Here is a 26,426-nt window from a genome sequence, read left to right as displayed (position 1 = left end):
ATTTGCGCTGTTTTGGGGTGAAAACCATAAAAAAAGCCTGCATGGGGTATGCAGGCTGGGTGGGGAAGGCACAAGGTCTGCGCGCAATGCAGGTAAGGGGGGGCAGATGGGGGACGCTTCAGGCCAGTTGCGCTAAGCTTTTGAGCCCCTGCGCATCGACAATAGTGACGTGGCGTTTGTCCAGTGCGATCAGCCCTTGCTCGACCAGTTTGCCAAATGCCCTGCTGACGGTTTCGATTTGCAAGCCCAGGCAACTGCCAATGTCTTGGCGGGACATGCGCAGCATCAATTGGGCAGAAGAAAAACCTCTGGCCGCCAGACGTTCTGTCATGTGGATCAGAAAGGCGGCCAGACGCTCTTCGGCACGCATGCCGCCAAGCAGGAGCAGCAAGCCCCTTTCGCGCACAATTTCTGCACTCATGATGCGGTGTAAATGGCTGGCCAGCGCGGGGATTTCTTCAGAGACGGTTTGCAGCTCCTGAATGGGCATGACGCACACTTGCGCGTCTTCCAGTGCGATGGCATCACAGCAATGGCGGTTGCTGACAAAGCCATCTAAACCCAGCAGTTCCCCTGCAATCTGAAAGCCAAATACTTGCTCATGCCCTTGCGCATTGAATACGCATGTTTTGAAGGCGCCGCTGCGGATGGCAAACAGTGCTTGAAATGGCATGCCATTGGCAAAAAGTGTTTGCCCGCGTTTGATATGCCGCTTGCTTTTGACCAGCGATTCGATTTGCCGCATTTGCGCAGCATCAAGCCCGGATGGCATACACAACTGGCGCAAGTTGCATTCAGAACACGCCACGTTGAAAGCAGAATCACAGGTTTTCATGAAAAGAATAGGGCCAGCAGCAGAAGATGGCGCATTATCAAGGAGGAAGGGCATTGGCTGCAAACCCAGCAACAGGTTTTCAGTGCTGCACAAGCGCAAAGCTTGATCCAAGTCAAGGCACGGGGGCCGCAGGCGCAAGACACTGCAGGTATTGAAACAGGCGTTGAACGCCGATAACGGGTTGCCCCATGATGTCGTCCCCTACTCTTTTCCCTTTGCGGCCACTGGAGGTGGCTTCTGATCGCGCAGGTTGCGCAGGTCGCTCAGATGTGCCTGCCATGCCTGATGCGGCATTGCTTGAGCGCTTCAATATTGCAGGGCCGCGCTATACCTCTTATCCCACGGCTGACCGTTTTGTTGAAGCTTTCGGGCATGCGGATCTGGAAGCCGCGTATGTGCAGCGCTGCAGTATTCCGGCCTTGGCCAACAGGCCACTGTCCATGTATATCCACATTCCTTTTTGTGAAGCGCTGTGCTATTACTGCGCGTGCAACAAAATCATTACTAAGCACAAAGAGCGGGCTGCACCTTACTTGGTTGATCTTGAGCGTGAATTGGCGTTGGTGGTGCAGCAGTTGCGTATGCACACTGGCAGCGCCAGTGGCCGTGGCGATGATGGAGGGCGGGCGGGCATGCTGTCGCAGCTGCATTTCGGGGGCGGCTCTCCGACTTTCTTGAGCGATGAGCAGCTGACCCAATGGATGGCACGGCTGCGCGAACATTTTGACTTTACGCCTGATGCGGAAGTGTCGATTGAGGTTGATCCGCGTACGGTGAACCCAGCACGTTTACAGCATTTGCGTGCATTGGGGTTCAACCGCTTGAGTTTTGGCGTGCAGGACTTTGATGCGGCAGTGCAAGAGGCAGTACACCGGGTACAGTCCACCGAGCAGGTGTTTGAATTGGTTCACACTGCGCGGCAATTGGCGTTTGAATCTATCAATGTGGATTTGATTTACGGTTTGCCCGGCCAGAGTCAGGCTTCGTTTGGCCAAACATTGCAAACGCTGGTGGCACTCAAACCCGATCGCGTGGCGTTGTATGCGTATGCGCATTTGCCTGAGCGTTTTAAACCGCAGCGCCGTATTGATAGCCTGCGTCTGCCAAGTGCAGACGAAAAAGTGGCGTTGCAAGCGCTGGCTTTGCAGGCGATGAACCAGGCAGGTTATGTAGATATTGGCATGGACCATTTTGCCCTGCCTGATGATGGCTTGGCCGCGGCCAAACGCAAAGGTTTGTTGCACCGCAACTTTCAGGGCTACAGTACCCAGCCCGACACCGACTTGATTGGTTTAGGTGTTTCGTCCATCAGCAAAATAGGCGCTACGTACAGCCAAAATGCCAAGGATATTGAAAGCTACCGCGATGCCCTTGAACAAGGCCATTTGCCGGTGGTGCGGGGTCTGGCTTTGAGCCGCGATGATCTGATGCGCCGCGACATCATCATGGGGTTGATGTGCCAAGGGGTGCTGGACATTGCCAGCATTGAGCAGCAATGGATGGTGGACTTCGCATCGGCTTTTGCGCGTGAATGGGCACAAATGCGCACGTTCGAGAGTGATGGCTTGGTGCAGCTTTCGCACGAGGGTATAGAAGTGACAGCCAAAGGCTGGACTTTTGTACGCGCGATTGCCATGGTGTTTGACCGTTATTTGCAAGAGGCGCAGCGGCGCGCGCAATTCTCAAAAATTTTGTGAGTGCCGCTATAACCTGCACGGCACGCACAAACCCTTCAAGCCCCTTCACGCCCCAGCAAACGGTGGTATGGGGGCGTTTTTTGTGAAGATGGCGTCTTCCGGTGCTGACTTGGCAGGCGCAGTGTTGCTGCGTACCCAGCCCCGACGCATGTAAAAGCGCGCTGCAGGGCTGTTGACTGCGGTTTCCAGCCGAATGCATTGGTGGTGTTGAAACAGGCTGCTTTCTGCGATGCTGAGCAATGTGCTGCCAATGCCTTGCCCTGCGCAGAGGGGATCGACAAACAAGGCAAACAACCAGCCTTCAGCGGCATCAACCATGGCAAAGCCTTGTACGCGTGCTTCAAGCTCAGCCACCCAGGTGTTGGCGTTGTGCTCAATTTGTTCAAGCACGGCCGCAGGCGTGATGCCCAGTTCGGCCAACGCATCTAAACCAAGGTGGTTGTCGTGCACGCTGGTGCGGATGTCAAAAATTCGCGGCACATCCGCAGGCACCGCCAAGCGAATGTGCAAGGCATTTGGCTTCGTGTGGCTGGGGGTGTGGGGCTTAGCCACCCAGCGTCTCCCAACGTTCCAGGGCTTGCATCAATTCGTCTTCAATCGCGCTGGCACGCTCAGTCAATTCAGCTGCACGCTGGTGGTTGCTGGCGTACAAGCTGCCATCGGCCAGTTCAGCGGCAATGCGGCTTTGTTCTGCTTCCAAGGCTTCAATGCGGGCAGGCAATGCATCGAGCTCGCGCTGGTCTTTGTAGCTGAGCTTGCGTTTGGTTGCAGGGGCGCTGGACTCGGTGGGGGCTGTTTGGGTGGCCGGTTTTGCTGCACTGCTTTGCCGTTGTGTGGCAAGGGCTTGCTGCTCGCGCACGCGTTGCGATTGCACCAGCCAGTCTTGCACGCTGCCTTCGTATTCACGCCAAATGCCTTGGCCTTCAGCGGCCAGAATGCTGGTGACGACGTTGTCGACAAAGGTGCGGTCATGGCTGACGAGAAAGACCGTACCGTCGTAGGTTTGCAGCAGCTCTTCGAGTAACTCCAACGTTTCCATATCGAGGTCGTTGGTGGGTTCGTCGAGCACCAACACATTGGCCGGTTGCGCAAACAATCGTGCAAGCAGCAAGCGGTTGCGTTCCCCACCAGAGAGCGATTTGACCGGAGAGTGCGCACGCTGGGGCGAGAATAAAAAATCGCCCAAATAGCTTTTCACGTGTTTGCGTTGGTTGCCAATTTCAATCCATTCACTGCCCGGGCTGATGAAGTCTTCGAGCGTGGCTTCGGGGTTGATGGCGTCGCGCATCTGGTCGAAATAGGCAATGCGTAAATTTGTGCCTTGGCGAATGGTGCCGCTGTCCGGTTGCAGTTCACCCAAAATGAGTTTGAGCAGGGTGGATTTACCAGCCCCATTAGGGCCAAGCAAACCAATTTTGTCACCGCGCAACAAGGTGGTACTCAAATCAGTGATGAGTTTTTTGTCACCGAAGGATTTGCTGACGTTGGTGAGTTCGGCGACGATTTTTCCGCTGCTCTCACCACTGTGAATGCCCATGCGTACGTTGCCCAAGGCGTTGCGTCGCTCAGCACGTTGCGCGCGCAAGGCTTCAAGCCGTGCAATGCGACTGACACTGCGGGTGCGGCGTGCCTCCACCCCTTTGCGAATCCAGACTTCTTCTTGAGCCAGCAGTTTGTCGGCTTTGGCGTTTTCAACCGCTTCCTGTGCCAGCTGGTCTTCTTTTTGCTGGCGGTACTGTGAATAATTGCCCGGATAAGAGCGCAATTTTCCTCGGTCGAGTTCAACAACGCGGGTGGCCACGTGGTCAAGAAATGCCCGGTCATGGGTGATGACGACAATGCTGCCTTTGAATTCTTTGAGCAGCTCTTCCAGCCACGCGATAGAGTCCAAATCCAGGTGGTTGGTGGGTTCGTCAAGCAGCAGTAAATCGGGTTTGGTGACCAGTGCTTGCGCCAAGGCGACACGCTTTTTGTTCCCACCAGACAAGGTGCCGACCAGGGCATCTTTATCAAGGTGCAGGCGGTGCAGCGTTTCTTCAACGCGTTGCTCCCAGGTCCAGCCGTCGGCCGCTTCAATGCGAGTTTGCAGCGCATCAAGATCAACGCCGTCTTCATGGCGCAGGTACTGTTCACGCAACGCAATCACATCGGCCAAACCGGCGGAAACCGCCTCGAAAATAGTTTGCTGTACATCGAGCACAGGCTCTTGTGGCACATAGGCCATGCGCAGCCCACTTTGCAGGTGGATGGTGCCATCATCCGCATGGGCAATGCCCGCCATGATTTTCAACAGCGAGGATTTGCCCGCGCCGTTGCGGCCAATAAAGGCGATGCGTTCATTGGTTTCGACGGAAAAATCCGCCTTGTCCAGCAGGGCCACATCGCCAAAAGCCAGCTGCATGTTCAAAAGGGTAATCAGTGCCATGGGGCGTGATTATCCAGTGGAAGTGCGGACTAGGAAAGGTCTGCAAATTTGTTCTGCTACGGTCGTGAACATGCGTCTGGGAAATGCGGTGTGAAAACCTGCTGATGCACCAGAAGGCAGCACGGCAATAGGCACAAAAAGTGCTTAAAAAAATAAACACACTCCGCATAGGCCATTGAGTCAGGTGCTGCCATGCCGGTGTGCAACCCCATGGTCGAAATGAAGAGAGGAATTGAATATGAGCGATTCTGCAACTGAGTTTTCCCACGTTAAACCCGGCGATACCGCATTCAAAAGTGGAGGGCTGAGGGATTTTTTCCTCTATCGTGACTTAGGCGTTGCCGAGGCCACGCACGGCAAGGTCATTGCCCATTTGGTGAAAGCCAATATGGCACCAGAAAAAGGCACCGGGTGGCACCGCCATGAGGCGGACTTTCAAATCGTCATCATGGTAAAGGGCTGGGCACGTTTCATGTATGAAGACCGGGAAACCTTGGTGGAGGCCGGTGATGTGGTGCACCAACGGCCAGGTATTCGGCATTACTTGTTTGATTACTCCCCAGATATGGAGTATTTGGAAATTGTCTCCCCTGCGGATTTCAAAAGTGTCGATGTTGAGCCGGTTTGTGCCATTCCCGATCCAACCCCATGGCCTGAGGCCAAGGCCGCATGATGCACGGTTGAAAAGGCACACCAAAAGCACCATCGCAGCCACATCTGGATGGTGTTTTTTTTCATTGCCCATGGTGGTGAGAAAGAGGTGGGTGGGTTTGCAGTAAACCCAGCAGGGTTGACTTATGACGCCGCTTCAGAACTCTGCTTCCAACTCGTCAATGGCTTCAGGCTCCAACCTGGCTGCAGCCACCCACTCTTGCATGGCAGGCATGGCCATGATGGTGTTGCAGTAAGTGGCACACGCCGCATTCAACGCAATGTCGTAGGTGAGAAAGCGCGTAACGACTGGGGCGAACATGGCATCTGCCAGTGTGGGCTTGGAGCCGAAAAGATAAGGGCCGCCGTATTGCGCCAGACAGTCGTCCCAGATTTCAATGATGCGGTCAATGTCCGATTGCGCACGTGACCACACTTTGAAGCCAGGGCAATGTGCTTTGATATTCATGGGCAATGCGCCACGCATGGAGGCAAAGCCTGAATGCATTTCACCGCATACGGCGCGGCAATGTGCTTTGGCGGCGGTGCCAGCTGGCAGTAAGCCCGCTTTGGGAAACGTGTCGTTGAGGTATTCGCCAATGGCCATGGTGTCCCAGACCGTGATGCCTTGGTGAACCAACTTGGGCACTTGCATGGACGAGGCCAACAGCAAAATTTCAGCTTTCATGCGCGGGTCATCGGGCGAAATGGTCTCTTCCCTGAACGGCAACTGCGCCATTTTTGCCATGAGCCAGCCTCGCAGCGCCCATGCGCCATAGTTTTTGCTGCTGATGGTCAAAACCGCAAGGTTTTCTTTTTTGGTAGGTGCGGCAGGCGAGGATGATGGGGCGCGTGGCATGGCGAGTCTCCTTCATGGCAAAAGCAGAAACGGTGTTGAGAACCTGTGCTAAGAGACGCAAGCACTGTGCCAGCAGGTATGTACGGTTTGGGTGCATGGCATGTCGGCGCGAAACTTGCTGTGTAAAGGGAAACAGCCAACCTGACACTGCTTATGCTCTACCACGCATACCAACTCGCCAGTGACTCTCTTGCCCCTTGGCAGGCCCTTGCGCAATACAACAGTGCGGCCTCGTGGTGGGGCCAGACCGAACGCACGCTGCTGCGCCAATTCAGTGCGGCCAACCGCGTGTTCGCCCAGCTCAAGTTCACCCATGGCCGCCCTGACTACGATCTGGATGCGGTGGATGTGGATGGCCAATTGATGCCAGTGACGCAAACGGTAGTGGCGAGCAAGCCTTTCGCAAGTCTGTTGCAGTTCAAACGTGCGACTTCTGGCCACCAGCAGCTGCCAAAAGTGTTGCTGATGGCGCCCTTGTCGGGCCACTTTGCCACCTTGCTGCGCGATACGTTGCGCACCTTGCTGCAAGACCATGATGTGTATATGACCGATTGGCACAATGCCCGCGATGTGCCATTGCATGCAGGTGTTTTTGGCTTTGACGACTACGTGGACTATATGGTGCAGTTTTTACGCATGCTGGGGCCCGGCACGCATGTGATGGCTGTGTGCCAGCCCTGCCCTGCAACGTTGGCAGCTACGGCATTGCTGGCCGAAGACGATGACCCCGCGCAACCATTGAGCCTGACTTTGATGGCGGGCCCGGTGGATTGCCGTATCAACCCCACTGAAGTGAACAAGCTTGCAACCAGTAAACCGATTGACTGGTTTGAAAAAAATCTCATCAGCCATGTGCCGTTGCCACACCGTGGGTTTATGCGGCGTGTATACCCAGGTTTTGTGCAATTGAGCGCATTCATGAGCATGAACCTCGATCGGCACCAGGACTCGTTTACAGACCTTTACCACCACCTCTGCCAAGGTGAAATGGACAAAGCCACCACCACGGAGGTGTTCTACAAAGAGTACTTTGCCGTGAATGATTTGCCGGCGGAATTTTATTTGGAGACGGTTGAGCGGATTTTTCAAACCCACGACCTGCCCCGTGGGGTACTGACGGTAAAGGGGCGTGTGGTCGACCCCAGAGCCATTAGGCGCGCTGCCTTGTTGACGGTAGAAGGCGAGCGTGATGACATTTGCGCCGTTGGGCAAACGGTGGCTGCGCAAGATTTGTGCAGCAGCATTCGGCCTTATAAGAAGGTGCACCATGTACAAACTGGCGTAGGCCACTATGGCGTATTCAATGGTCGCAAATGGCAGCAGCAAATCTACCCGCGTGTGCGGGAGCTCATCCATGCAAGCCAAGGGTGAAAGAATGCTGGCGATGTGGGCTGCATAAGCCGATGTCTTGAGCAGTTCGATGCAATCCATACCAATGAGACACCTTACGCAACGCATGCTTTACAGAGCATGCGTATGCTGGATTGCGTTGCATTAGAAGGAGTCTCGCATGCATTCCAAAATCGTAGCCACAACGGCAGTGTCTGTGGCGCTGTTGCTGGGTAACGCAGCATCGGCACAATCCATACATGGGTATGACCGTGGCGGTTACGCCTATTACCCGGGCGCGAATTACCAAGGTGCCTATGGGCATGGGCCCGGGCAGCGACCATACAACGGATACTCTCATCGGCCGGACTACTCACATCGCCCTTCATCGGGCCGCAGCAGCCGTGATGCAGGCTTGGCATTAGGGGCGTTGGTTGTGGGGGGCATTTTGGGCTATGCGATCTCACAATCGAATGCGTCGCCCAGTGCTGCCTTATCTGGGCCTTATCCCTCTTACACGGCACCGCAGCCAAGCTACGGCGATGCCACTTATGGCCAGCCCTATCCGGTGGCCCCTTCTGCCAATGGGTATGCAGCACCCGTTTATTCGCAGCCTTATGCATCGGGTTCTGCTGTACCAGTCACTGCCATGCCGGTACAGGGGGCTGCCGTGCCTCAATACCAAACGGTGGTGGTCAATGGCCGCACCTACTATCGCCCCACCGCGCCTTGAGCTTTTGTGTTGGCTAGGCTTGGCCTTTTGATTGGTGCGCCAAGTGGTTCTGGGCAAACGCCACATACCAATCTAGACAATCTGGATTGGCCATGGTTTCGCGGTTGATGACTTTGTCCACGGGTTGGCCGAGCATGAGTTTTTTGATGGGTAACTCTTGCTTTTTGCCACTGAGGGTGCGGGGAATTTGGGCCACTTGTACGATGGCGTCTGGGACAAAACGTGGTGACAGGGCTTGGCGAATGGCGTTGGCCATGCGCTGCTGGAGAGCGTCATCAAGCTCAAGGCCTTCGCGCAGCACTACAAACAAAGGCATATAGCTCTCGCGGCCCAAGTATTCCAAGTCCACCACCATGGAGTCTAGTACTTCGGGCAAGGCTTCAATGGCACTGTAAAGCTCACTGGTACCCATGCGCAAACCATGGCGGTTGATGGTGGCGTCGGATCGGCCGTAAATCACGCAACTGCCGTCAGAGCCGATCGTGATCCAATCCCCATGGCGCCAAACTGCACCAGCGCTTGCAGGTAAATCACCACCATGGGGGTTACGCCCATGGCCTGCTGGAAAGCTATCGAAGTAGCTGCTGTGGTAGCGCTTGCCTTCGGGGTCATTCCACAGGTACAACGGCATGGAGGGGATGGGTTGTGTACACACCAGCTCGCCGACTTGGTCGAGCACAGGCTGGCCTACTTCGTCCCACGCTTGCACGGCAGCACCCAGCATGCGGCACTGCATGCGCCCAGGTGTTTGGGGCAGTTGGCGGTTGCCGCCCAGAAAGGCGCCTGCAAAGTCGGTACCGCCAGAAATATTGCACCACCAAATGCCTTGGCCGTTGTCGCCATGGACACCGGCTTTACGCATGAAGTCTGTGCCCCAGTTCTGCACATCTTCACTTAATGGCGAGCCCGTGCTGCCCAAGGCACGGATACGGCTTAAATCTCCGCAATCTGCCGGATCAATATTGGCTTTGGCACACAAGGCATAAAACGCGGCACCAACACCAAAAAACGTGACTCCATGGCGCGCGGCAAAGCGCCACAGTGTGGTCATGTCGGGCTTGTCTTTCGGGCCGCCTGGGTTACCGTCGTAAATCACAATAGTGCAGCCGCGCTGCAAACCTGCCACCTGCGCATTCCACATGACCCAGCCTGTGGAGCTGTACCAGTGGTAGCGTTCACCAAAGCTATTGGCGTCATAGCTGCATCCCAGATCGTTGTGCAAGGTCCCCAGTTGCATTTGCACCATCATCATGCCGCCGTGGCCGTGCACAATGGGCTTTGGCAAGCCGGTCGTGCCGCTGGAATAGACAATCCAGAGTGGGTGGTCAAACGGCAACCACAGCGGGGCAAAAGCGCGTGTGGCATCGTCTTGGCGCGCTGTGAGTTCAGCGAAATTGCGATAACCATCCCACTGCACAGCAGACGTGCGATTGCCCACCACAATGGCATGTTTCAGTGATGGCAAGGCCGCCCGAATCTGCGCACTCACGGTTTGTCGTTCCATGGCTTTGCCGCCATAGACCACGCCATCCACCGTGAATAACACCACCGGTTCGATTTGTTTAAAACGGTCAAGCACCGCATTGGTGCCCATATCGGGGGCGCATACGCTCCACACTCCGCCGACACTGATGGTTGCCATGAAGGCCACCACCGTTTGCGCAATATTGGGCAAATAAGCCGCAACGCGGTCTCCGGGTTGAACGCCCATTTCTTGCAAATGCACCGCCAGCGCAGCTACTTGCTGGCGCAATTGAGGCCATGTGAGTGTAGTGACCTGACCTTCTTCGTTGTCCGCAATGATGGCAGGCAAACCTGCCGCATCGGCGGCTTCAACGTGGCGCAGCATTTGCTGGGCCATGTTCACTTGCGCGCCTTCAAACCATTGCGCTCCGGGCATGACATTGGCTTTGAGTACTTGCTGGTAGGCTGTGGGAGATTGCACATCGCAGTACTCCCAAATGCTTTGCCAAAATGCCTCGATCTCGCTGGTGGACCATTGCCACAGCGCATCGTAATTTTCAAAATGCAAACCGCGGTTGCGTTCAAGCCACTCTTGGTAGAGCTGAATTTGGGGAGTGTAGGCAGGTTGTGTCATAGGCCTGAGGTTAAGGATTTGGCCTAGAGTTGCCTTCGGTGTTTCTACCAAGGAACTGTCACGCAGGGGATATTCAAACGACAAAAGCGGCCATGGTGGATGGCCGCTTTTGGAGGTGAGGACTTGGTTTTTACGGGACCTTTAGTCTGACGCTCTTAAAAAGAGTTGGTAGGCAGGGTTGCTGCTTTCTTCTACATACGGGTAGCCCAGTTCATTCAGAAAAGATTGGAAGGCGGCATCGTCTTCTTGGGGAACTTGAATACCTACCAGAATCTTGCCGTAATCAGCGCCTTGGTTGCGGTAGTGGAATAGTGAAATGTTCCAGCTCGGCTGCATCAGGCTGAGGAACTTGAACAGTGCGCCGGGCCGCTCCGGGAAGATAAAGCGCAAAAGTCGCTCGTTGTTGGCCAGAGGTGCTGGGCCGCCAATGAGGTGGCGCAAATGCTCTTTGGCCAATTCATCGTCAGTCAGATTAAGGGTTCTGAACCCGTTTTGGCCCAAATGGTCTGCGATTTGCTGAGACTCCCCTGGCCCGTTGGTTGACAGACCTACAAACACGTGCGCTGCTTGTTTGCCATTGAGGCGGTAGTTGAATTCCGTTACGTTGCGTGCAGCGCCTGGCAATTGCGCAATGGTTTCGCAGAAATTACGGAAACTGCCTCGCTCTTCTTTCATGGTGACGGCAAACAGTGCTTCACGCTGCTCACCGACCAGCGCCCTCTCGGCTACAAAGCGCAGGCGGTCAAAGTTCATGTTGGCGCCGCACAAAATCGCAGCATAGGTTTCCCCTTGCTTGTTTTGCAGGGCAGCATATTGCTTGGCAGCTGCGACTGCCAAGGCCCCTGCTGGCTCAACAATGCTGCGGGTGTCGATGAAGATGTCCTTAATTGCAGCGCACACTTCATCAGTGGTCACGGTGACATATCCATCCACTAGCGCACGGCTGATACGGAAGGTTTCTTCGCCAACCAGCTTCACGGCCGTGCCGTCGGAGAACAGGCCCACATCAGCCAACTCAACCCGGTGGCCGGCCTGGGCTGATTGCAGCATGGCGTCCGAATCGTTCATTTGTACGCCAATGACCTTGACATCAGGGCGCACGGCTTTGATGTAATTGGCTACTCCGGAAATCAACCCACCACCGCCAATGGCCACAAACACGGCATCGAGCCGATTGCTGCCCAAACTCTGCAACTGGCGCAGCATTTCCATGGCGATCGTGCCCTGCCCTGCAATCACGTCAGGGTCGTCAAAGGGGTGCACGAAAGTCAAGCCTTGCTCGTTTTGCAGTTTCAGTGCGTGCTGGTAGGCATCGCTGAAGCTGTCGCCTGAGAGCACCACTTCGCCACCAAAACCTCGCACCGCATCAATTTTGACTTGTGGCGTTGAAACGGGCATCACCACGACAGCCCGTGCGCCCAGTTTGCGCGCAGACAGTGCCACACCTTGTGCATGGTTGCCCGCTGAGGCACAAATCACCCCCCGCTCCAACTCTGCAGGGGTGAGTTTGGCCATTTTGTTGTAGGCTCCGCGCAGCTTGAAACTGAAGACAGGTTGCTGGTCCTCGCGCTTGAGCAATACGTGGTTGCCAATGCGTGCGGATAATTGACGTGCGGGCTCTAAGGCTGTTTCCACAGCCACGTCGTAAACGCGCGCTGTGAGAATTTTCTTCAGATAATCAGAAGGAGTGAGGCTAGATACAGTGGTCATGTGGGGCAAATACCGTTCCAAGTGACTGCCATGCCATGAAAAATGGCTAATGGCAGTGATGGGCAGTTGCAGCAATGCGGGTCCATCTGATGCGCCGAGCGCACAAGAGTTACCGCTAAGTGAAAAGAACCATCATAGGGCGATTCAGTGTGGCTATGCTAAAGAGCGCCAGACAAATCTGCCCAAATGCTTTAAAAAGCACGATCAAAGCCACAATTTCCGGTGCAATGCACAAGAAAAAAGCCCCGTAATCATTGCTGATTGCGGGGCGAATCCACCATTTGAGAAGGTGGAGGAGACAAATTGCTGTCAAAAGGCATTAATCGAAACCAAGATTGGGATCAATAGGGTTAATACCGTTTAACAATGGCGCTATTGTAGATCGGTTTTTGATTTTTGTGCTGCGTTGCAGCAAGCATTTGACTAATTCACAAAGGATTCAAACATGGAATGCACAGTTAGTTGGACTGGCGCAACAGGTGCGCGCTCTGGGATGGGATTTATTGCAGAAACTGGCAGCGGCCATGTGCTCACGATGGATGGAGCGCCAGATGCTGTGAAACCCGAAAATGGTGGGCAAAATTTGGCGCCCCGCCCGATGGAGACCTTGTTGGCCGGAACCGGTGGATGCACAGCCTATGATGTGGTGCTGATTCTCAAGCGGGGCCGCCACAACGTGAAAGGCTGCAGCGTCAAACTCACGTCAGAGCGGGCCGAAACCGATCCCAAAGTGTTCACCAAAATTCATATGCATTTCACCTTGCAGGGCACCGGTTTGCCTGAGGCTGCTGTGGCCAGGGCCGTGGAATTGAGCCATGAGAAATACTGCTCGGCCAGCATCATGCTGGGCAAGACGGCAGAGATTACGACCAGCTTTGAGATATTGGAAGCGTAAAGCACCCCGCCACCGAATGTTTTGAGCTAGAGGTTTTTTTCAGGTGGCATCTCGTTGTCCCGCAGTTGAATTTTTCCAACTACGGGAGTGCCCACAGCCACGATGGAAGCTACCACCCAAAAGACGGCGCCCACTCCAATCAGGGCGCCGAATGAACCTGCCACCATCGGCATCAGAAAGCTCGAAGCATTGATGAACATCAGCCGAATGCCCAGCGCTTCGCCTTGGCGGTGCGCTGGCGTGACTTGGGTAAGCAAGCTCATGACCATAGGCTGCACGCAGCCAAGGGATGCACCCAACACAATGGCGCACACCACCATCTCGGCAGCATGCGAAACCATGGGATAAATCGCAAATACGCCTACGGTGATGATGCAGGAGGCAGCGATGACCCGTTTTTCTGAATAGCGCGCAGCAATCACCGGCAAGGCCATGCGAATCAAAGCAGCTGCAAGAGCAAAAGCGCCCAGAATGGTGCCGATGGTCGAAGCACTTAAACCGCGTTCATAGCCCAAAATTGGAACCAGAAAAGAGTGGATATCCCAACTGGCCGATTGCAGCCAGTTCACAAACAAGATGTAGCGGAAGTTGGCGGATTTGAGTAAATCCCAGGCATGGGTTGGCGCAGCTTTCGGGTCGTAAGGCTCAAACGGCAATTCACGCACCCGCATGACCAGTAACCAAGTCAGCAGCGGCAATACGGCCAGTACGGCAAAACATATGCGATAGGCCAGCAGGTCGCCGGAAGCTTGCCCGGCATGGTCGATGATCAACCCTGCACCAAAAGGACCGATGAAGTTGGAGATGGCCGGGGCGATGGCCAGCCAACTGAAAAACTGCTTGCGTTGTGCGTTGGACGTAGCCGCACGGCCAATATGGCGCTGCAGCACAATGACGGTGATGCCCGCAGCGGCACCTGTCAGCATGGCCCCTAAACACAGCACGGGGATGGTGGGAAATGCTGTTGCCAGCACAAGTGCTACGGCAGCGGCCAAGACCGCAAAGCCCATAGGCCGACGCACACCATGGTGATCTGCGTACTTGCCAGCAGGAATGGCCAAAAAAATCTGACTGAGTGCGAACAAGGCAATCAAGGCTCCCACTGCCCCTGCGCTATACCCTTTGGACAACGCCAATAGAGGGGCCGCCAGGCGCAACCCCGTCATCGTGGCATGCAAGAAAATCTGGGCGAAAACCAGTCGCAGTAGTTCAGTGCGTGACATGCACTTGTCTCCGTCGTTGTGTCGCGAAAAGAGCTCAACAAGCATTACAACAGTGCAGGTGTATGCATGGTGGGCTGGCAATGGCTCCTTATGTTCAGCATTGCCGGGGTCGCTCCGGATTGTAGATGGCCTGGTCAAAATCGTCTTGCCCTCCCAATCTATGTATGCCCCCGCACAGGTCAACAACATGGGTTCTGCGCGATACTCCCGACCATGTCACACACTCACACTACAACGTCTGCCGCAGATCAAGGCCAGGTCGCCGTGTTTTTTCCCGTTGAAGGCCGGGCCCATTGGTTGCAAGCTTTGCAAGAGGCTTGGCCCGATGCCCATTTTGTGGTTTGGCCTGAGGTTGCACCACATGCGACCCAAGCAGTCGCGTGGAGCCCTACGCAAGAATTCGTCGACCACCATCCACAGTTGCAATACCTGTTCAATATGGGTGCGGGGGTGGACGCCATCTTGCGTTTGCAGCTTCCTCAGCAACTGCAGATTGTGCGTATTGAAGATGGTGGCATGGCCGCGCAGATGGCGGAATATGTGTGCCATGCTGTGCTGCGGCATGTGCGTGAATTTGACCATTATGCAAGCAGTCAAGCCAAGCAGCTATGGCAACCTCGCCGGGCACAAGCAAAGGCAGATTTTCCCATTGGCATCATGGGTCTTGGGGTGTTGGGCACCCATGTCGCCCAGTGTCTGAGAGGGTTTGGTTTTAACGTGAACGGCTGGAGCCAAAGCGCCAAACAGATAGATGGCATTAGCAGTTTTGCAGGACAAAAGGCGCTTGCTGAATTTTTACAGCGCAGTCGCATTCTGGTGTGCCTGCTGCCTTTAACACCGGCAACTCAGGGTATTCTCAACCGCCACCATTTGTCGCAATTGCAGCGTGGCGCGTATCTCATCAATGTGGCCCGTGGAGGCCATTTGGTTGAGGCCGATTTGCTGGAGCTTTTGGAGCAAGGACATATGGCTGGAGCCATGTTGGATGTCACGCAGCAAGAGCCGTTGCCTGCAGAGCACCCATTTTGGTCACACCCATGCATCACAATCACCCCGCATATTTCTGCACAAACACAAGCAGTGCAAGCGGCAGCGCAAATTGCTGACAATGTGCGGCGAATTGCGGCGGGGCAAACCCCATCTGGTTTGGTCGATCGTGGCGGGGGCTATTGACGAGTCGAACGAGGAGGGGGAGCTGCACGCTTTTTGTACTAGCCCTGCTTGAGTGCTTGCTTTATGCGATATTGGATGGTTAGCGGCGCATGGTTGCCGCGCTTGCAAAAGCCTTCGTATGTCTGATCTGTTTTCACAAGAACCTGTTGCCCCGCTTGCCGAAGCACTTCGCCCACACACTTTGGACGAGGTCATTGGGCAAACGCATTTGCTCGGTGCTGGCAAACCGCTGCGTTTGGCCTTTCAATCAGGCAAACCGCATTCGATGATTTTCTGGGGTCCACCGGGTGTGGGCAAAACCACCCTGGCGCGGTTGACTGCGACGGCTTTTGCATGCGAATTCATTGCCCTTTCGGCTGTTTTCTCAGGCGTGAAAGACATCCGTGCGGCGATGGAGCAAGCTGAGCGCAACCTCGCAATGGGCAAGCACACCATTTTGTTTGTCGATGAAATCCACCGTTTCAACAAATCCCAACAAGATGCATTGCTGCCTTATGCAGAAAGTGGTTTGGTGACATTCATTGGTGCCACCACTGAAAACCCTTCCTTTGAAGTCAATTCCGCATTGCTGTCACGCGCACAAGTCTATGTGCTGCAATCACTCACCGATGAGGAGTTAAAGCAATTGCTCGCGCGAGCGCAGCAAAAAGCACTGTCTGATTTGCAGTTTGAAACGCAAGCCGTCGACACCCTCATTGGCTATGCTGATGGTGATGCACGGCGCTTTTTGAATTTGCTGGAGCAAACCCAGACCGCAGCCAAAACATCAGGCATCTCCACCATCACTGCCGTTTTTTTGGAAAATGCACTCACCCTGAATGCACGGCGCTTTGACAAAGGCGGGGACAATTTTTACGACCAGATTTCGGCCCTGCACAAATCAGTGCGAGGCTCACACCCCGATGCAGCGTTGTATTGGCTCACCCGCATGCTCGATGGCGGAGCCGATGCGCGCTATTTGGCACGCCGCATCGTGCGTATGGCCTGGGAGGACATTGGCTTGGCTGACCCCAAAGCTATGCAAATTGCCAATGACGCGGCGCTGACCTATGAACGTTTAGGCAGCCCAGAAGGGGAGCTGGCCTTGGGGCAGGCCGTGATCTATCTCGCTATCGCGCCTAAAAGCAATGCAGGCTATAACGCTTACAACCAAGCCAAGGCCTTTGTTAAAAATGACAAAAGTCGCGAAGTGCCCGTGCATTTACGTAATGCGCCAACAAAACTGATGAAAGAGCTTGGCTATGGCCACGCCTACCGCTACGCACATGATGAGCCGCATGCCTATGCAGCGGGGGAATCCTATTTCCCTGAAGGCATTGCCGAGCCAGGCTGGTACCAACCCGTTCCTAGAGGGTTAGAAATCAAAATCGCAGACAAGCTGGCCTTTTTAAGGCAGCTAGACAACGACGCACAAGAATCCTGAGTCAATAGCCATTGCGGCCGTCTGCTGGCGCAGAGTTTTCTCTCTGCGCTCCAGCAGTCTGTGCGCCAGATCAACACGCAGCATCTGTGGCTCAAATGCTGGGATATGGCCGCCTCAGCAGACTACTTAACCTAACGCAAAAGCTAAAAATTGTCATTTGTACCCTTGTGTTTTTTATGAAAATATTTTGTCAAGGATGATAAATGCTTATTGCAACATTTATTTGCATTTTTTCTGGTCTAATATTTAATTAACCAATTGAAAAATAAAGAGTTTATTGCATCGCTCGTCTTTTTAGATCAACTGCAAAAAGTCAAAAGAATCTACATATCCTCATTTGCAAGATTGATATTTGTTACATAAACATATAAAATTATGTCAAAAATTTATTAATTGTCTTGCCTGGGTGTTTTGTCGTGTTTCCTTTCTGTGGTCGTGCAACGTGCCGACCTATTCAAAAAATTTCCAACGCACGCGGCTTCACTTTGATAGAAGTGATGGTGGTGGTTGCCGTCATTGCGATTTTGGCGGCCATTGCCTTGCCTTCTTATGAGAGCTATATCCGCAAAAGTCGAGCACGGACAGCAGCAGCCGATTTAGCTGCTCTGAGTCTCAATGTAGAAAATGACTTCCGTCGCAAGCTGGTCTACCCTCAATCGAGTGAGGACAAAAGCAATACGGCAGATATCCATGCACGCTTTCCAGGGTGGAATGCGGCTACAGCGCAGTACTTTAATTTTTCCATCAAATTCAACGCTGACGACTATGTGCTCACAGCACAAGGGATAAAAACCTTGACGAGCTGTGATCTGACGATGACGGTCGAACATAGCGGCTCGACAGCCACACAAGCAACAACATTTTGTGGGTTTTCAACATGGTAAGCCGCAGTCGACCCTTGCAGCGAGGGGTTTCGCTGATTGAACTGATGGTCACTATCACGGTGATGTTTTTCCTCCTCTTGGTGGCTGTTCCATTGACGGCCAGTTGGATTCATAGCGCACAAGTAGGGAAAAGCAAAGGTCTTTTGATGCAGGCGACCAGTCAAGCGAAGGCGATCGCGTTGCGCAATCCTGCGCGCGTTAAAACAGATTCATCAGAAGCAGCAGTGACCGCGGGGATCAAGCTTTTACCCAATGCCGTTGTACTGGTGTGCAAGAGTGACCCTACTGATAGCAATTGCGCAGAAGGTGGCGCCAACGTGCAGTGGCGCACTGATTTAAGCCGCGGCGCAGGTGTTGCCGTGACCATCAACGACAAAGAACAAGGCACGATTGGGTTCGATTACGCTGGAATGTTAGTGGCTGCAGCTGATTTCAAGATTTCGAAAGGGGCTGAGCATGAAACAGGCCAATTGCATTGAGTTGAAGGGGCGTAGTCAACAAGGCGACGCACTAATCGAAGCGCTGGTTGCGCTCTTGCTGGCATCAGTGATTGGCTTGGGGCTAACCTACTCTTTAGGGCGTATGACCAATGCACAACGCACGATGAACGCCCAAAACATGGCCGTGCAAACCATGCGCGAGTCGTTGGTTGAAAAAGGTTTCTCTACAAGCGAAGTTTGCCGCAAAGCCGATGGGAGCGAAGAAACGGGACTGGTGAGTTCATCACCGTTTAACAACAGTGATATTTCTTTCGCACTGGAGTGCGAATCCACCACTGTCACGGTCAATGGCGAGGCCATCTCAATGGATGCAATCAAATCAATTCGTACGGGAGAGAGCGACAGTAACGCGGATCTGTACGGTGGTGATGGTGATCTAGTGATTTCAACCCAATGATGTCGATTCCATCTTCGCTTCTTTCTCAAGACACAGGTATCCGGGGAGAACCTCAACAAGCCATGAAGCAATCAGGAGTCACCCTGATTGGTTTACTGGTTGGCATGGTGATCTCGTTGATTGTGGTGTTAGGCATGGTGATGCTCTACCGCACCAGTATCGCTATAGCGCTCGATGCGACACAAAGTGCGCAGCGTGATGGGCAATTGGCATCGGGGTTGTTGGCTGCCAACATCAGTGCACAAGGCGCTGGTTTTGAATTGGTTAGTCCTCAATACGGACAAGACTTGGTTGTACTGGGGCTGCCAAACGGTACCGTAGAGTGGGGTGGCGATTGGTCGCAATGGAGTCTTGTTGCATCTGATGGCAGCACAGGCACGGTTGTGCATGGCGCGGCAGTGGTGTGGCGCAGTAAAGACCTCAGTGGCCAGGAAATTTGTGAAGCCTTGGTTCCTAACCCTAATCTGAATGGTGTACGCAATGGAGGGGGTCTTGCGCATTACCGAAGCCCTGCCGACAGCGCATGCGCCAGTGCTTCAAATTGGACCAGTATCAGTTGGGGAGAGCCCAGACTACTGATTGATAAAGCGCGTATCGATATGCAATTGCGCTTTACACCCTGCAAACCCTTTGGCATTGAAAAGGGAGATGGGGGAGCGCAGCTGACGCTATTTGCATTGAATTCAAACCAAGTCGCAAAGTACTACGACCAGCGCACAAAAGAAATTGGCCCACAGGACACTGAGTCACTGAGCCCCCAGGCCATTGCCTCCACGTTAGTGAATGGTAAAGCACAAGAAGTTACGCGCAGCTCAGTGTGCTTGGCCAACTACCCATCATGAAAGTCTCTCCCATGAAGCTAGCCATTGCCAATCGCATGCGCTATTCGAGCCGCATTGCGCGCAACCAGCAAGGCATTGCGACCATTCTGATTATCCTGCTGACAGGCTTGACTATGACTGCGGTCGTCTTGGGTTTAAGCAGCTTTATGCGAGCGACCCAAGAACAAGGATTGGCATTGCAGTCGCAATCACAATCGCAAATCAAGGCATGGACTGGCGCTGAAGTGGTACGCCGGTATCTGGACATGCTTTTGCAAAATGAGAAACAGAATAAAGAGCCGAATCTATCAATTCTTTCCACAACCCTTCAAAGCGGAGACGCCTTGCCTATTGATGGGATTGCTGGCTTGTTTGCGCAAGTGGTCAGTATCGATACTGGCGCACACGAGTATGTGATTGATGTCACCAGTGAAAGCGCCAAAAACACACGCGCACAATCGAGCTCAACTTTGCGACTGGTATACCGTATTGGAGAAGAAATCACCAACGATGGCCAAAGCGATGGCTTACGAGGGGTTTTAGATTTCCGGCGTAACCTTGATTTGCGTGGAGGCATCGAGGTCAAAGTACCTCCTGGCCAAACCTACGACATTTGGGTCGATGGTGACTTAACCACTGGGGGCAACAGCATTCGGGGAGTGAACGCTATTCGCGCTACCGGATCGGTCTCTATTGGCAGTGGGTCGACATTTGAGAGTCTATATGCCAACGGAGATATCGAAGTCACTGGGGGCGTAACTGTGAGCAAGTCCATCATGGCGATGGGAAATATCTGTGTCAACGGCGGTGTTTCTGGCTCAGGTGAAATTCAAGCCAATGGGGTGGTGATCTCCAGTAGTGGTCAAAAATTAGGGGCCATCTCAAGTCGCGGAGACGATCTGGACCATCCATTTACCAAACTGTGCACGGTGGGCTCTTGGGGATCGCTTGCCGTTGATGCCTACGCGAATGTTTTCGGCGTAGATCTGCGTGGAGGCGGTTCTGGTGCGTCCAGCGTGAAAACCATGAAATCAATGCGTGTGCTCAGCGGCGCTGTTGATAACCTACAAGTACAAGATGACCTCGTAGTAGCCAACTGGAATGAGAACTTACATGGCAATGTAGGCAAGGTACTGCGCATCAAAGACACCAATCGCTACAACGCAAAATTACCTCAACAAGTGCAGGCCCAGGCGAATGATTTGGATGCATCGTTTGACCCTTCTGCAACCAGAACAAGTAATGTGCCTGTCCAAGTCACCAAACTACAACCTTTGCAAGACGCAGGGCTTTCTGGTCTGTATTTCAGCGCATATTGGCCCGTAGTGCCAGAAACTGCAGAGGCTGTACAAAGCAAAAGCAATTACCCGTACCAGTCGGTCGCAAACTATGTTTTTGAAGTCAATCCAGACGGCTACCGCACCGTGACCATTCAAGCGGTCAGTGTGAATGGAATTGCTGTGAGTGGGACCTACTTTTTAGGCTCTTACCCTGGCACAGTACAAAACCCTTATGCGAAAGTCTTCGACTACTTGTGCACGCAATTGGTGGCCGGGACATCTGCCAGTGATCCCAGCTGCGCAGGGCCAGTGACTGACTCTATCGGTACGCTGTGCCGAGGATACAGCCCACAGAACCCTTGTATTACCTATAAAAATGGGCAATGGACCATTCAGGGCAATACCCTTGCAGCGGGTATTCATTGGTTTGACGGAGATCTCAACGTCAGCTCAGGAACCTTTTATGGCACTTTGATCGCAACGGGCAATATCGTAACCAGTGGTTCCACCAAGGTGTATGCCCCTAACTACGCAGGTTACGACGGGTACTCCATGAAAGACGGGCAGAAAAAGCAGTATGCCCCCGCAGGGATGTGCCAGAACTTGCCGATAGAAGGCTGGATCCCTACCAACCTGTGTAACCTCACCCAACATGAACTGATCCACAATTTTGCCTTTGGCGTAGGCAATTTTGCATTGCTCGCAGGCAGTTGCCAGGCATTGGCTGCAAATGGCAGTTGCAGCCAATACCATGGGGGGGACATTCAATTACAAGCCTCTAACACTATCTATGGCCGCGTATTGGCTGGCAACAGCCTCTCCACAGGAGGTGGCACCGTGGTGCATGGACAAATCGGCGCATTGGGTGGCGGAGAAACACAAAAAAATGGCTTGAGTGGGAGTACTACACTGGATTTGAGAGACATCCCTAGCAGTTACACCCCCAGTACCAATACCAACACATCCAGCACCAATACGTTCATTCAGGTTCGCTGGAGTCGCTATTTGTAGGCCCATTGTTGACAGCTCAATGCATATGAATTCGGGCAGGGGCCTAAGCTTTGTACGGGTGTTGCATGATCTTGTAGCAGTACATCAGCGACAATAGAACATTGTTTGACCCAAGAGAGTGCGACCCCTGCTGGTGGTTTGCTCTCTTTCTTTTGGACCCTGTTGTACTGCCATGCTAGACATTACGCTGCTTCGCAAAGAACTCGATTCGGTGGTTGCCCGTTTGCAAACGCGCAAAAATCCCCAGGCTTTTTTGAATGTCGAGGCGTTTACCGCGCTCGAAACTGAACGCAAAACCATCCAATCGCGCACGGAGGAATTGCAAGCGCAGCGCAACAGCCTATCCAAGCAAATTGGCCAGCTCAAAGCCAAGGGTGAAAACGCCGATGCGGTGATGGCCCAAGTGGCTGAACTCAAGGCAGAGTTGGAAACCTCGGCAAGCCGTTTGGAGCAAATTCAAGCAGAACTGCAAACACTGGTATTGGCGGTACCAAACCTGCCTCATGCATCGGTGCCGGTAGGCAAAGATGAGGCAGACAACGTCGAAGTGCGCCGCTGGGGCCAGCCACGCGAGTTTGATTTCACACTCAAAGACCATGTTGACGTGGGCGAGCCATTGGGCTTGGATTTTGAGATGGGAGCCAAACTCACTGGCGCACGCTTTACCGTCATGAAAGGCCCTGTAGCCCGTTTGCACCGCGCTCTGGCCCAGTTCATGCTGGATATGCAAACCGAACAGCATGGCTACCAGGAAGCCTATGTGCCCTACATCGTCAATGCCGATTCTTTGCGTGGCACAGGGCAACTGCCTAAGTTCGCCGATGATTTGTTTGCAGCGCAAAAAGGAGGGCAAGATGCCGAGCCAGAGCCTGACCAAAGCGCGCTGTATCTCATTCCCACCAGCGAAGTGCCGCTGACCAACTTCATGCGCGACACCATCGTGGCCGAAGCTCAGCTGCCCATCAAACTCACCGCCCACACACCGTGTTTTCGTTCAGAAGCCGGCAGCTATGGGCGCGACACCCGTGGCCTGATTCGCCAGCACCAGTTCGACAAAGTGGAAATGGTGCAAATCACCCATCCAGAAAAAAGCTACGAAGCGCTGGAAGCGATGGTGGGCCATGCGGAAGCGGTACTGCAAGCGCTGGAATTGCCTTATCGGGTAGTGAGTTTGTGCACAGGCGATATGGGGTTTGGCGCGGCCAAGACGTATGACTTGGAAGTTTGGGTTCCAGCCCAAAATACCTTCCGCGAAATCAGCTCTGTGAGCAACTGCGAGGCCTTTCAGGCGCGCCGTATGCAAGCGCGTTTCAAAAATGCGGCTGGCAAAAACGAATTGGTGCACACCCTCAATGGCTCAGGTCTGGCAGTCGGGCGTGCGCTGGTGGCCGTGCTTGAAAACCACCAAAACGCGGATGGCAGTGTGACCATTCCTGCGGCATTGCGCCCCTATATGGGCGGTGTGGAGTCGATTGGTTAAACTCCATCTATTCATGATTGCGCAAACGCGCTTAAACTAAGCATCAAAAGGCACGTCTTCGTGCCTTTTTTCTTGCCTACTTTTTTCAGTTTTTGTTATGGCAGGCTGTGCCTGTCATGTAGGCGCTTGTCGTCAACACCATCTGGCATAGACAATCTCGATACTAACTACCGCTGATGCGGCAGTACCCATGCAGCCAGCGCGGCTGGCACAATAGTTTTGAGCAGCCTCTTGCCTTCGCCCTCTAAGGATTGTTTTCACATGAAGTTCCAAGGTTCAGACAACTACGTCGCTACACAAGATTTGACATTGGCCGTCAATGCAGCCATCGCGCTGGAGCGGCCTTTGCTCGTCAAAGGCGAGCCCGGTACCGGTAAAACCATGTTGGCCGAAGAAGTGGCCAAATCATTGGGGTTGAACCTGCTGCAATGGCACATCAAATCCACCACCAAGGCCCAGCAAGGCCTGTATGAATACGATGCGGTGAGCCGTTTACGCGATTCGCAGTTGGGCGACGATCGTGTCAAAGATATCCACAACTACATTGTCAAGGGAGTGTTGTGGCAGGCGTTCACTGCCGAACAACCTACGGCCTTGTTGATCGACGAAATCGACAAGGCCGATATTGAATTTCCCAATGATTTGCTGCGCGAACTCGATCGCATGGAGTTCTATGTTTACGAGACCCGTGAGCTGGTCAAAGCGCGTCAACGCCCTATCGTGTTCATCACCTCGAACAACGAAAAAGAATTGCCAGACGCATTCTTGCGCCGTTGCTTTTTCCATTACATCAAGTTCCCTGAAGCGGAAACGATGAAAAACATCGTCAAGGTGCACTTCCCTACCCTCAAGGGGGAGTTGCTCGCTGCTGCAATGAAAAGCTTTTACGAAGTGCGCAGCATTCCTGGCTTGAAGAAAAAACCGTCTACCAGTGAATTGATTGACTGGCTCAAGTTGCTGGTGGCCGAAGACATTCCTGTGGAAGCCTTGCGCAGCCAAGATGACAAAATTGCCATGCCCCCATTGCTTGGGGCCTTATTGAAAAATGAACAGGATGTTTCGCTATTTGAGAAGCTGGTGTTCATGAATCAACGCAACCGCTGATAAGTGCCCGCAAGTTGATTTCTAAGAACGTGTTTACTCATCTAATGGATGGTCGCCTTCGGCTTTAAGCATTCACTTGCCCAATGCAATCTCCATTCCATGCCTGCTGACCATGCACAAGCTTTCGTTCTGCTCCATGCCCTTTAGTTTGCGGATATGCCTGCCAGCCATTGCCTTGTTTTTAACTGGGTGTGGCGATGGCTACAGCGGCCATTTTGTGTGGGGTAACCAACCAGATGATGACGATCCCGGATTGGTCGTTGTAGTCACGCGTGTGGCATCCTATGGTGAAGAGACGGCAGTCTCATGGGACTCGCAGTCAGCAGTGCAAGCGCAAAACATACGCAGCACCAGTGTGGCCGCACAGGCAGCATTCGCCCAATTACAAACCACCGATACATTGCGTTGCGACACAAGCGAACCGATCTGGCGATTGACGCTACAGGTGCCAGATCGCCAGCCGCGACACTACCTGTCCAGCCATGGTGCTTGCGCAGCATTCAATGATGGCTCCGTGGCCGGTTGGATTGCCACGCAGGAGCTTGCTGCGTTTGCCCAACTTCTTTCCCAAAAGGACGATTGAGATGGCCTTTGTAGAACCTGTGCGTTTAAGTGCCAACGGTGTGGTGCTCAAGCCCTTGGCGTTGGAACACGAAGAAGGTTTGCGTGCTGCCGCCTGTGATGGGCAATTGTGGAACCTGCGCGTGACGGGAGTGCCTGAACCCGAACAAGTACGCAGCTATATTGAAACGGCACTTGAGGCGCGTGAGCAAGGTCATCGTTTTGCCTTTGTGGTACTGGAAGAGACCTCCGACACCGTGCTGGGCACCACCAGCTACCACGATATCGTGCCTGCAGTGCATCGCCTGGAGATTGGCTACACCTGGTACGCCAAACGCGTGCAGCGCTCGCATGTCAATACCACGTGCAAATTACTGCTGCTCAGCCATGCCTTTGACACTTTGCTGTGCCGAGTTGTGGGCTGGCGCACCGACCAATTCAACTTTGCCAGTCAGCAAGCCATTGAGCGGTTGGGGGCCAAAAAGGACGGTGTGATTCGTGGGCATGCACTGCGCCGCGACGGCACGATCCGAGACACCGTGATGTACAGCATGACCGCATTTGAATGGCCAGAAGCGCGTGCGCAATTGCAATACAGGCAAGCGATGCACCATCGCACGGACGCTGGTTGAGCGTGCCAGAAAGAACAATGACAATGTCCCAAAGGTTCTGGCTGCTCTCCCCCTGCTTGGGGCCTGCTCACACGGCTTCAAGCAGCCCCACATACTGCCGGGCAACCAGATCCAGAATGGGAATGTGCAGCTCAAAGGTCAGACGGATAAAAAGGTTGAGGTGCTCATCAGGCACGATCTCAAACACACGGTTGGCCACCCGCTCTACATACCGCTCGCCCGAGCGCTCTAGGATCAAATCCAGAGCAACCAATAACAACTCCAGAATGTGCTTGGCGTCATCGCTTTCGCGCAGTGACTGGACAATATGCCGAGCGCCCTCGTTTTGCTGCAGTTGCAGCACGTCCATCACATATATTTTGCAGGCAGCCAAACTGCGGTTTTTAGCCCGTTTTGGCCCTGCAGGCAGATCGTTACGGATAGGCGCCGATGCTGAGGATGCTTTGGGCATTGCTCGCTGCACACCACGCAGCAAACCATCGGCTTGGAGCTTTTCCAAAAGTGCCAGGCAATCGCTCCCAAAAATATCAACCAGATCCTGCAGCGAGCGCTTGCCATTGCTCAGGATCAGCAATTGCCGCTCCTTGGGGGCCATCTTGTTTCGCTCTTCCAGTGCGAACACGCCTCTGGCAGTTTTTTCGATGTTCATGGGCCTTTCTCTCTCTGCGCGAGATGAAAGAACCACTGTAGGCTTCAATTGTTAAA

The 26,426-nt window shown here is 53.7% G+C and carries 24 protein-coding genes; 16 read left to right on the top strand and 8 right to left on the bottom strand.

Annotated elements, in window-relative coordinates; all coding sequences use genetic code 11:
* Positions 1 to 118: 118 nt before the first annotated feature.
* Positions 119 to 772, bottom strand: coding sequence for a helix-turn-helix domain-containing protein (locus E9531_RS14110; RefSeq protein ID WP_244610122.1), 654 nt, complete (start codon positions 770 to 772; stop codon positions 119 to 121).
* Positions 773 to 1,113: 341 nt separating this feature from the next.
* On the opposite strand from E9531_RS14110, the gene hemN reads away from it, so the two are divergent.
* Positions 1,114 to 2,532 (top strand): oxygen-independent coproporphyrinogen III oxidase, encoded by a 1,419-nt coding sequence (gene hemN, locus E9531_RS14105; RefSeq protein WP_136574416.1) that lies wholly within the window; start codon positions 1,114 to 1,116, stop codon positions 2,530 to 2,532.
* Positions 2,533 to 2,577: 45 nt separating this feature from the next.
* Here the strand turns inward: hemN and E9531_RS14100 are convergent, their stop codons facing one another.
* Complete coding sequence (locus E9531_RS14100) at positions 2,578 to 3,084, bottom strand: GNAT family N-acetyltransferase (RefSeq protein WP_211343449.1); 507 nt, start codon at positions 3,082 to 3,084, stop codon at positions 2,578 to 2,580.
* Positions 3,077 to 4,957, bottom strand: coding sequence for an ATP-binding cassette domain-containing protein (locus E9531_RS14095; RefSeq protein WP_136574411.1), 1,881 nt, complete (start codon positions 4,955 to 4,957; stop codon positions 3,077 to 3,079). The genes E9531_RS14100 and E9531_RS14095 overlap by 8 nt, the downstream gene beginning before the upstream one ends.
* 238 nt (positions 4,958 to 5,195) lie before the next feature.
* On the opposite strand from E9531_RS14095, the gene E9531_RS14090 reads away from it, so the two are divergent.
* Positions 5,196 to 5,630 (top strand): cupin domain-containing protein, encoded by a 435-nt coding sequence (locus tag E9531_RS14090; protein WP_136574410.1) that lies wholly within the window; start codon positions 5,196 to 5,198, stop codon positions 5,628 to 5,630.
* A gap of 135 nt (positions 5,631 to 5,765) precedes the next feature.
* Here E9531_RS14090 and E9531_RS14085 read toward each other — a convergent pair whose 3' ends face one another.
* On the bottom strand, positions 5,766 to 6,467 hold the full coding sequence (locus E9531_RS14085; protein WP_136574409.1) for a glutathione S-transferase: 702 nt from the start codon (positions 6,465 to 6,467) through the stop codon (positions 5,766 to 5,768).
* A gap of 153 nt (positions 6,468 to 6,620) precedes the next feature.
* On the opposite strand from E9531_RS14085, the gene E9531_RS14080 reads away from it, so the two are divergent.
* Both E9531_RS14080 and E9531_RS14075 read left to right on the top strand, forming a co-directional pair.
* Positions 6,621 to 7,838 carry a polyhydroxyalkanoate depolymerase gene (locus E9531_RS14080; RefSeq protein ID WP_136574408.1) on the top strand — a complete coding sequence of 406 codons (1,218 nt, stop codon included), beginning with the start codon at positions 6,621 to 6,623 and terminating at the stop codon, positions 7,836 to 7,838.
* A gap of 139 nt (positions 7,839 to 7,977) precedes the next feature.
* Positions 7,978 to 8,529, top strand: a complete 552-nt coding sequence (locus E9531_RS14075) for a hypothetical protein (protein WP_136574407.1) — start codon at positions 7,978 to 7,980, stop codon at positions 8,527 to 8,529.
* A gap of 13 nt (positions 8,530 to 8,542) precedes the next feature.
* On the opposite strand, the gene E9531_RS14070 is transcribed toward E9531_RS14075, so the two are convergent.
* Positions 8,543 to 10,627 (bottom strand): acetoacetate--CoA ligase, encoded by a 2,085-nt coding sequence (locus tag E9531_RS14070; RefSeq protein WP_136574406.1) that lies wholly within the window; start codon positions 10,625 to 10,627, stop codon positions 8,543 to 8,545.
* Between the two features lie 141 nt (positions 10,628 to 10,768).
* A complete protein-coding gene (ilvA, locus tag E9531_RS14065) occupies positions 10,769 to 12,337 on the bottom strand; it encodes a threonine ammonia-lyase, biosynthetic (protein ID WP_136574405.1) in 1,569 nt (522 codons plus the stop codon).
* Between the two features lie 445 nt (positions 12,338 to 12,782).
* Between ilvA and E9531_RS14060 the strand changes: the two genes are divergently transcribed.
* Positions 12,783 to 13,232, top strand: a complete 450-nt coding sequence (locus tag E9531_RS14060; RefSeq protein WP_136574404.1) for an OsmC family protein — start codon at positions 12,783 to 12,785, stop codon at positions 13,230 to 13,232.
* Between the two features lie 26 nt (positions 13,233 to 13,258).
* Here the strand turns inward: E9531_RS14060 and E9531_RS14055 are convergent, their stop codons facing one another.
* Entirely contained in the window at positions 13,259 to 14,455 is a 1,197-nt protein-coding gene (locus tag E9531_RS14055) for an MFS transporter (RefSeq protein WP_136574403.1), read from the bottom strand.
* Between the two features lie 213 nt (positions 14,456 to 14,668).
* On the opposite strand from E9531_RS14055, the gene E9531_RS14050 reads away from it, so the two are divergent.
* From E9531_RS14050 to E9531_RS14000, 11 genes are all read left to right on the top strand, one after another.
* Positions 14,669 to 15,628, top strand: a complete 960-nt coding sequence (locus E9531_RS14050; RefSeq protein ID WP_136574402.1) for a 2-hydroxyacid dehydrogenase — start codon at positions 14,669 to 14,671, stop codon at positions 15,626 to 15,628.
* 118 nt (positions 15,629 to 15,746) lie between these two features.
* Entirely contained in the window at positions 15,747 to 17,051 is a 1,305-nt protein-coding gene (locus tag E9531_RS14045) for a replication-associated recombination protein A (protein ID WP_136574401.1), read from the top strand.
* A 497-nt stretch (positions 17,052 to 17,548) separates the two neighbouring features.
* Positions 17,549 to 17,935, top strand: coding sequence for a type IV pilin protein (locus E9531_RS14040; protein WP_136574400.1), 387 nt, complete (start codon positions 17,549 to 17,551; stop codon positions 17,933 to 17,935).
* Positions 17,929 to 18,414: a pilus assembly FimT family protein gene (locus E9531_RS14035; RefSeq protein WP_136574399.1), complete on the top strand. Its 486-nt coding sequence runs from the start codon at positions 17,929 to 17,931 to the stop codon at positions 18,412 to 18,414. Before E9531_RS14040 ends, E9531_RS14035 begins: the two co-directional genes overlap by 7 nt.
* The gene (locus tag E9531_RS14030) at positions 18,392 to 18,832 is read left to right on the top strand and encodes a PulJ/GspJ family protein (protein WP_136574398.1); all 441 of its coding nucleotides are present in this window, start codon (positions 18,392 to 18,394) and stop codon (positions 18,830 to 18,832) included. The genes E9531_RS14035 and E9531_RS14030 overlap by 23 nt, the downstream gene beginning before the upstream one ends.
* 62 nt (positions 18,833 to 18,894) lie before the next feature.
* Positions 18,895 to 19,674: a PilW family protein gene (locus E9531_RS14025; RefSeq protein ID WP_136574397.1), complete on the top strand. Its 780-nt coding sequence runs from the start codon at positions 18,895 to 18,897 to the stop codon at positions 19,672 to 19,674.
* A gap of 11 nt (positions 19,675 to 19,685) precedes the next feature.
* Complete coding sequence (locus E9531_RS14020; protein WP_158291797.1) at positions 19,686 to 21,944, top strand: hypothetical protein; 2,259 nt, start codon at positions 19,686 to 19,688, stop codon at positions 21,942 to 21,944.
* Between the two features lie 172 nt (positions 21,945 to 22,116).
* A complete protein-coding gene (gene serS / locus E9531_RS14015) occupies positions 22,117 to 23,424 on the top strand; it encodes a serine--tRNA ligase (protein WP_136574395.1) in 1,308 nt (435 codons plus the stop codon).
* A 261-nt stretch (positions 23,425 to 23,685) separates the two neighbouring features.
* Positions 23,686 to 24,528: an AAA family ATPase gene (locus E9531_RS14010; RefSeq protein WP_136574394.1), complete on the top strand. Its 843-nt coding sequence runs from the start codon at positions 23,686 to 23,688 to the stop codon at positions 24,526 to 24,528.
* 112 nt (positions 24,529 to 24,640) lie between these two features.
* Positions 24,641 to 25,111: a hypothetical protein gene (locus E9531_RS14005; protein WP_158291796.1), complete on the top strand. Its 471-nt coding sequence runs from the start codon at positions 24,641 to 24,643 to the stop codon at positions 25,109 to 25,111.
* 1 nt (position 25,112) lies between these two features.
* Positions 25,113 to 25,721: a GNAT family N-acetyltransferase gene (locus E9531_RS14000; protein ID WP_136574392.1), complete on the top strand. Its 609-nt coding sequence runs from the start codon at positions 25,113 to 25,115 to the stop codon at positions 25,719 to 25,721.
* 67 nt (positions 25,722 to 25,788) lie between these two features.
* Here the strand turns inward: E9531_RS14000 and E9531_RS13995 are convergent, their stop codons facing one another.
* Positions 25,789 to 26,370, bottom strand: a complete 582-nt coding sequence (locus E9531_RS13995; RefSeq protein WP_136574391.1) for a hypothetical protein — start codon at positions 26,368 to 26,370, stop codon at positions 25,789 to 25,791.
* Positions 26,371 to 26,426: the final 56 nt, after the last annotated feature.

The sequence above is a fragment of the Lampropedia puyangensis genome, from assembly GCF_004833285.1.
GTDB lineage: Bacteria > Pseudomonadota > Gammaproteobacteria > Burkholderiales > Burkholderiaceae_C > Lampropedia > Lampropedia puyangensis.
The sequence above is the reverse complement of the archived record's forward strand: the minus strand, read 5'-3'. Positions and strand labels throughout refer to the sequence as shown.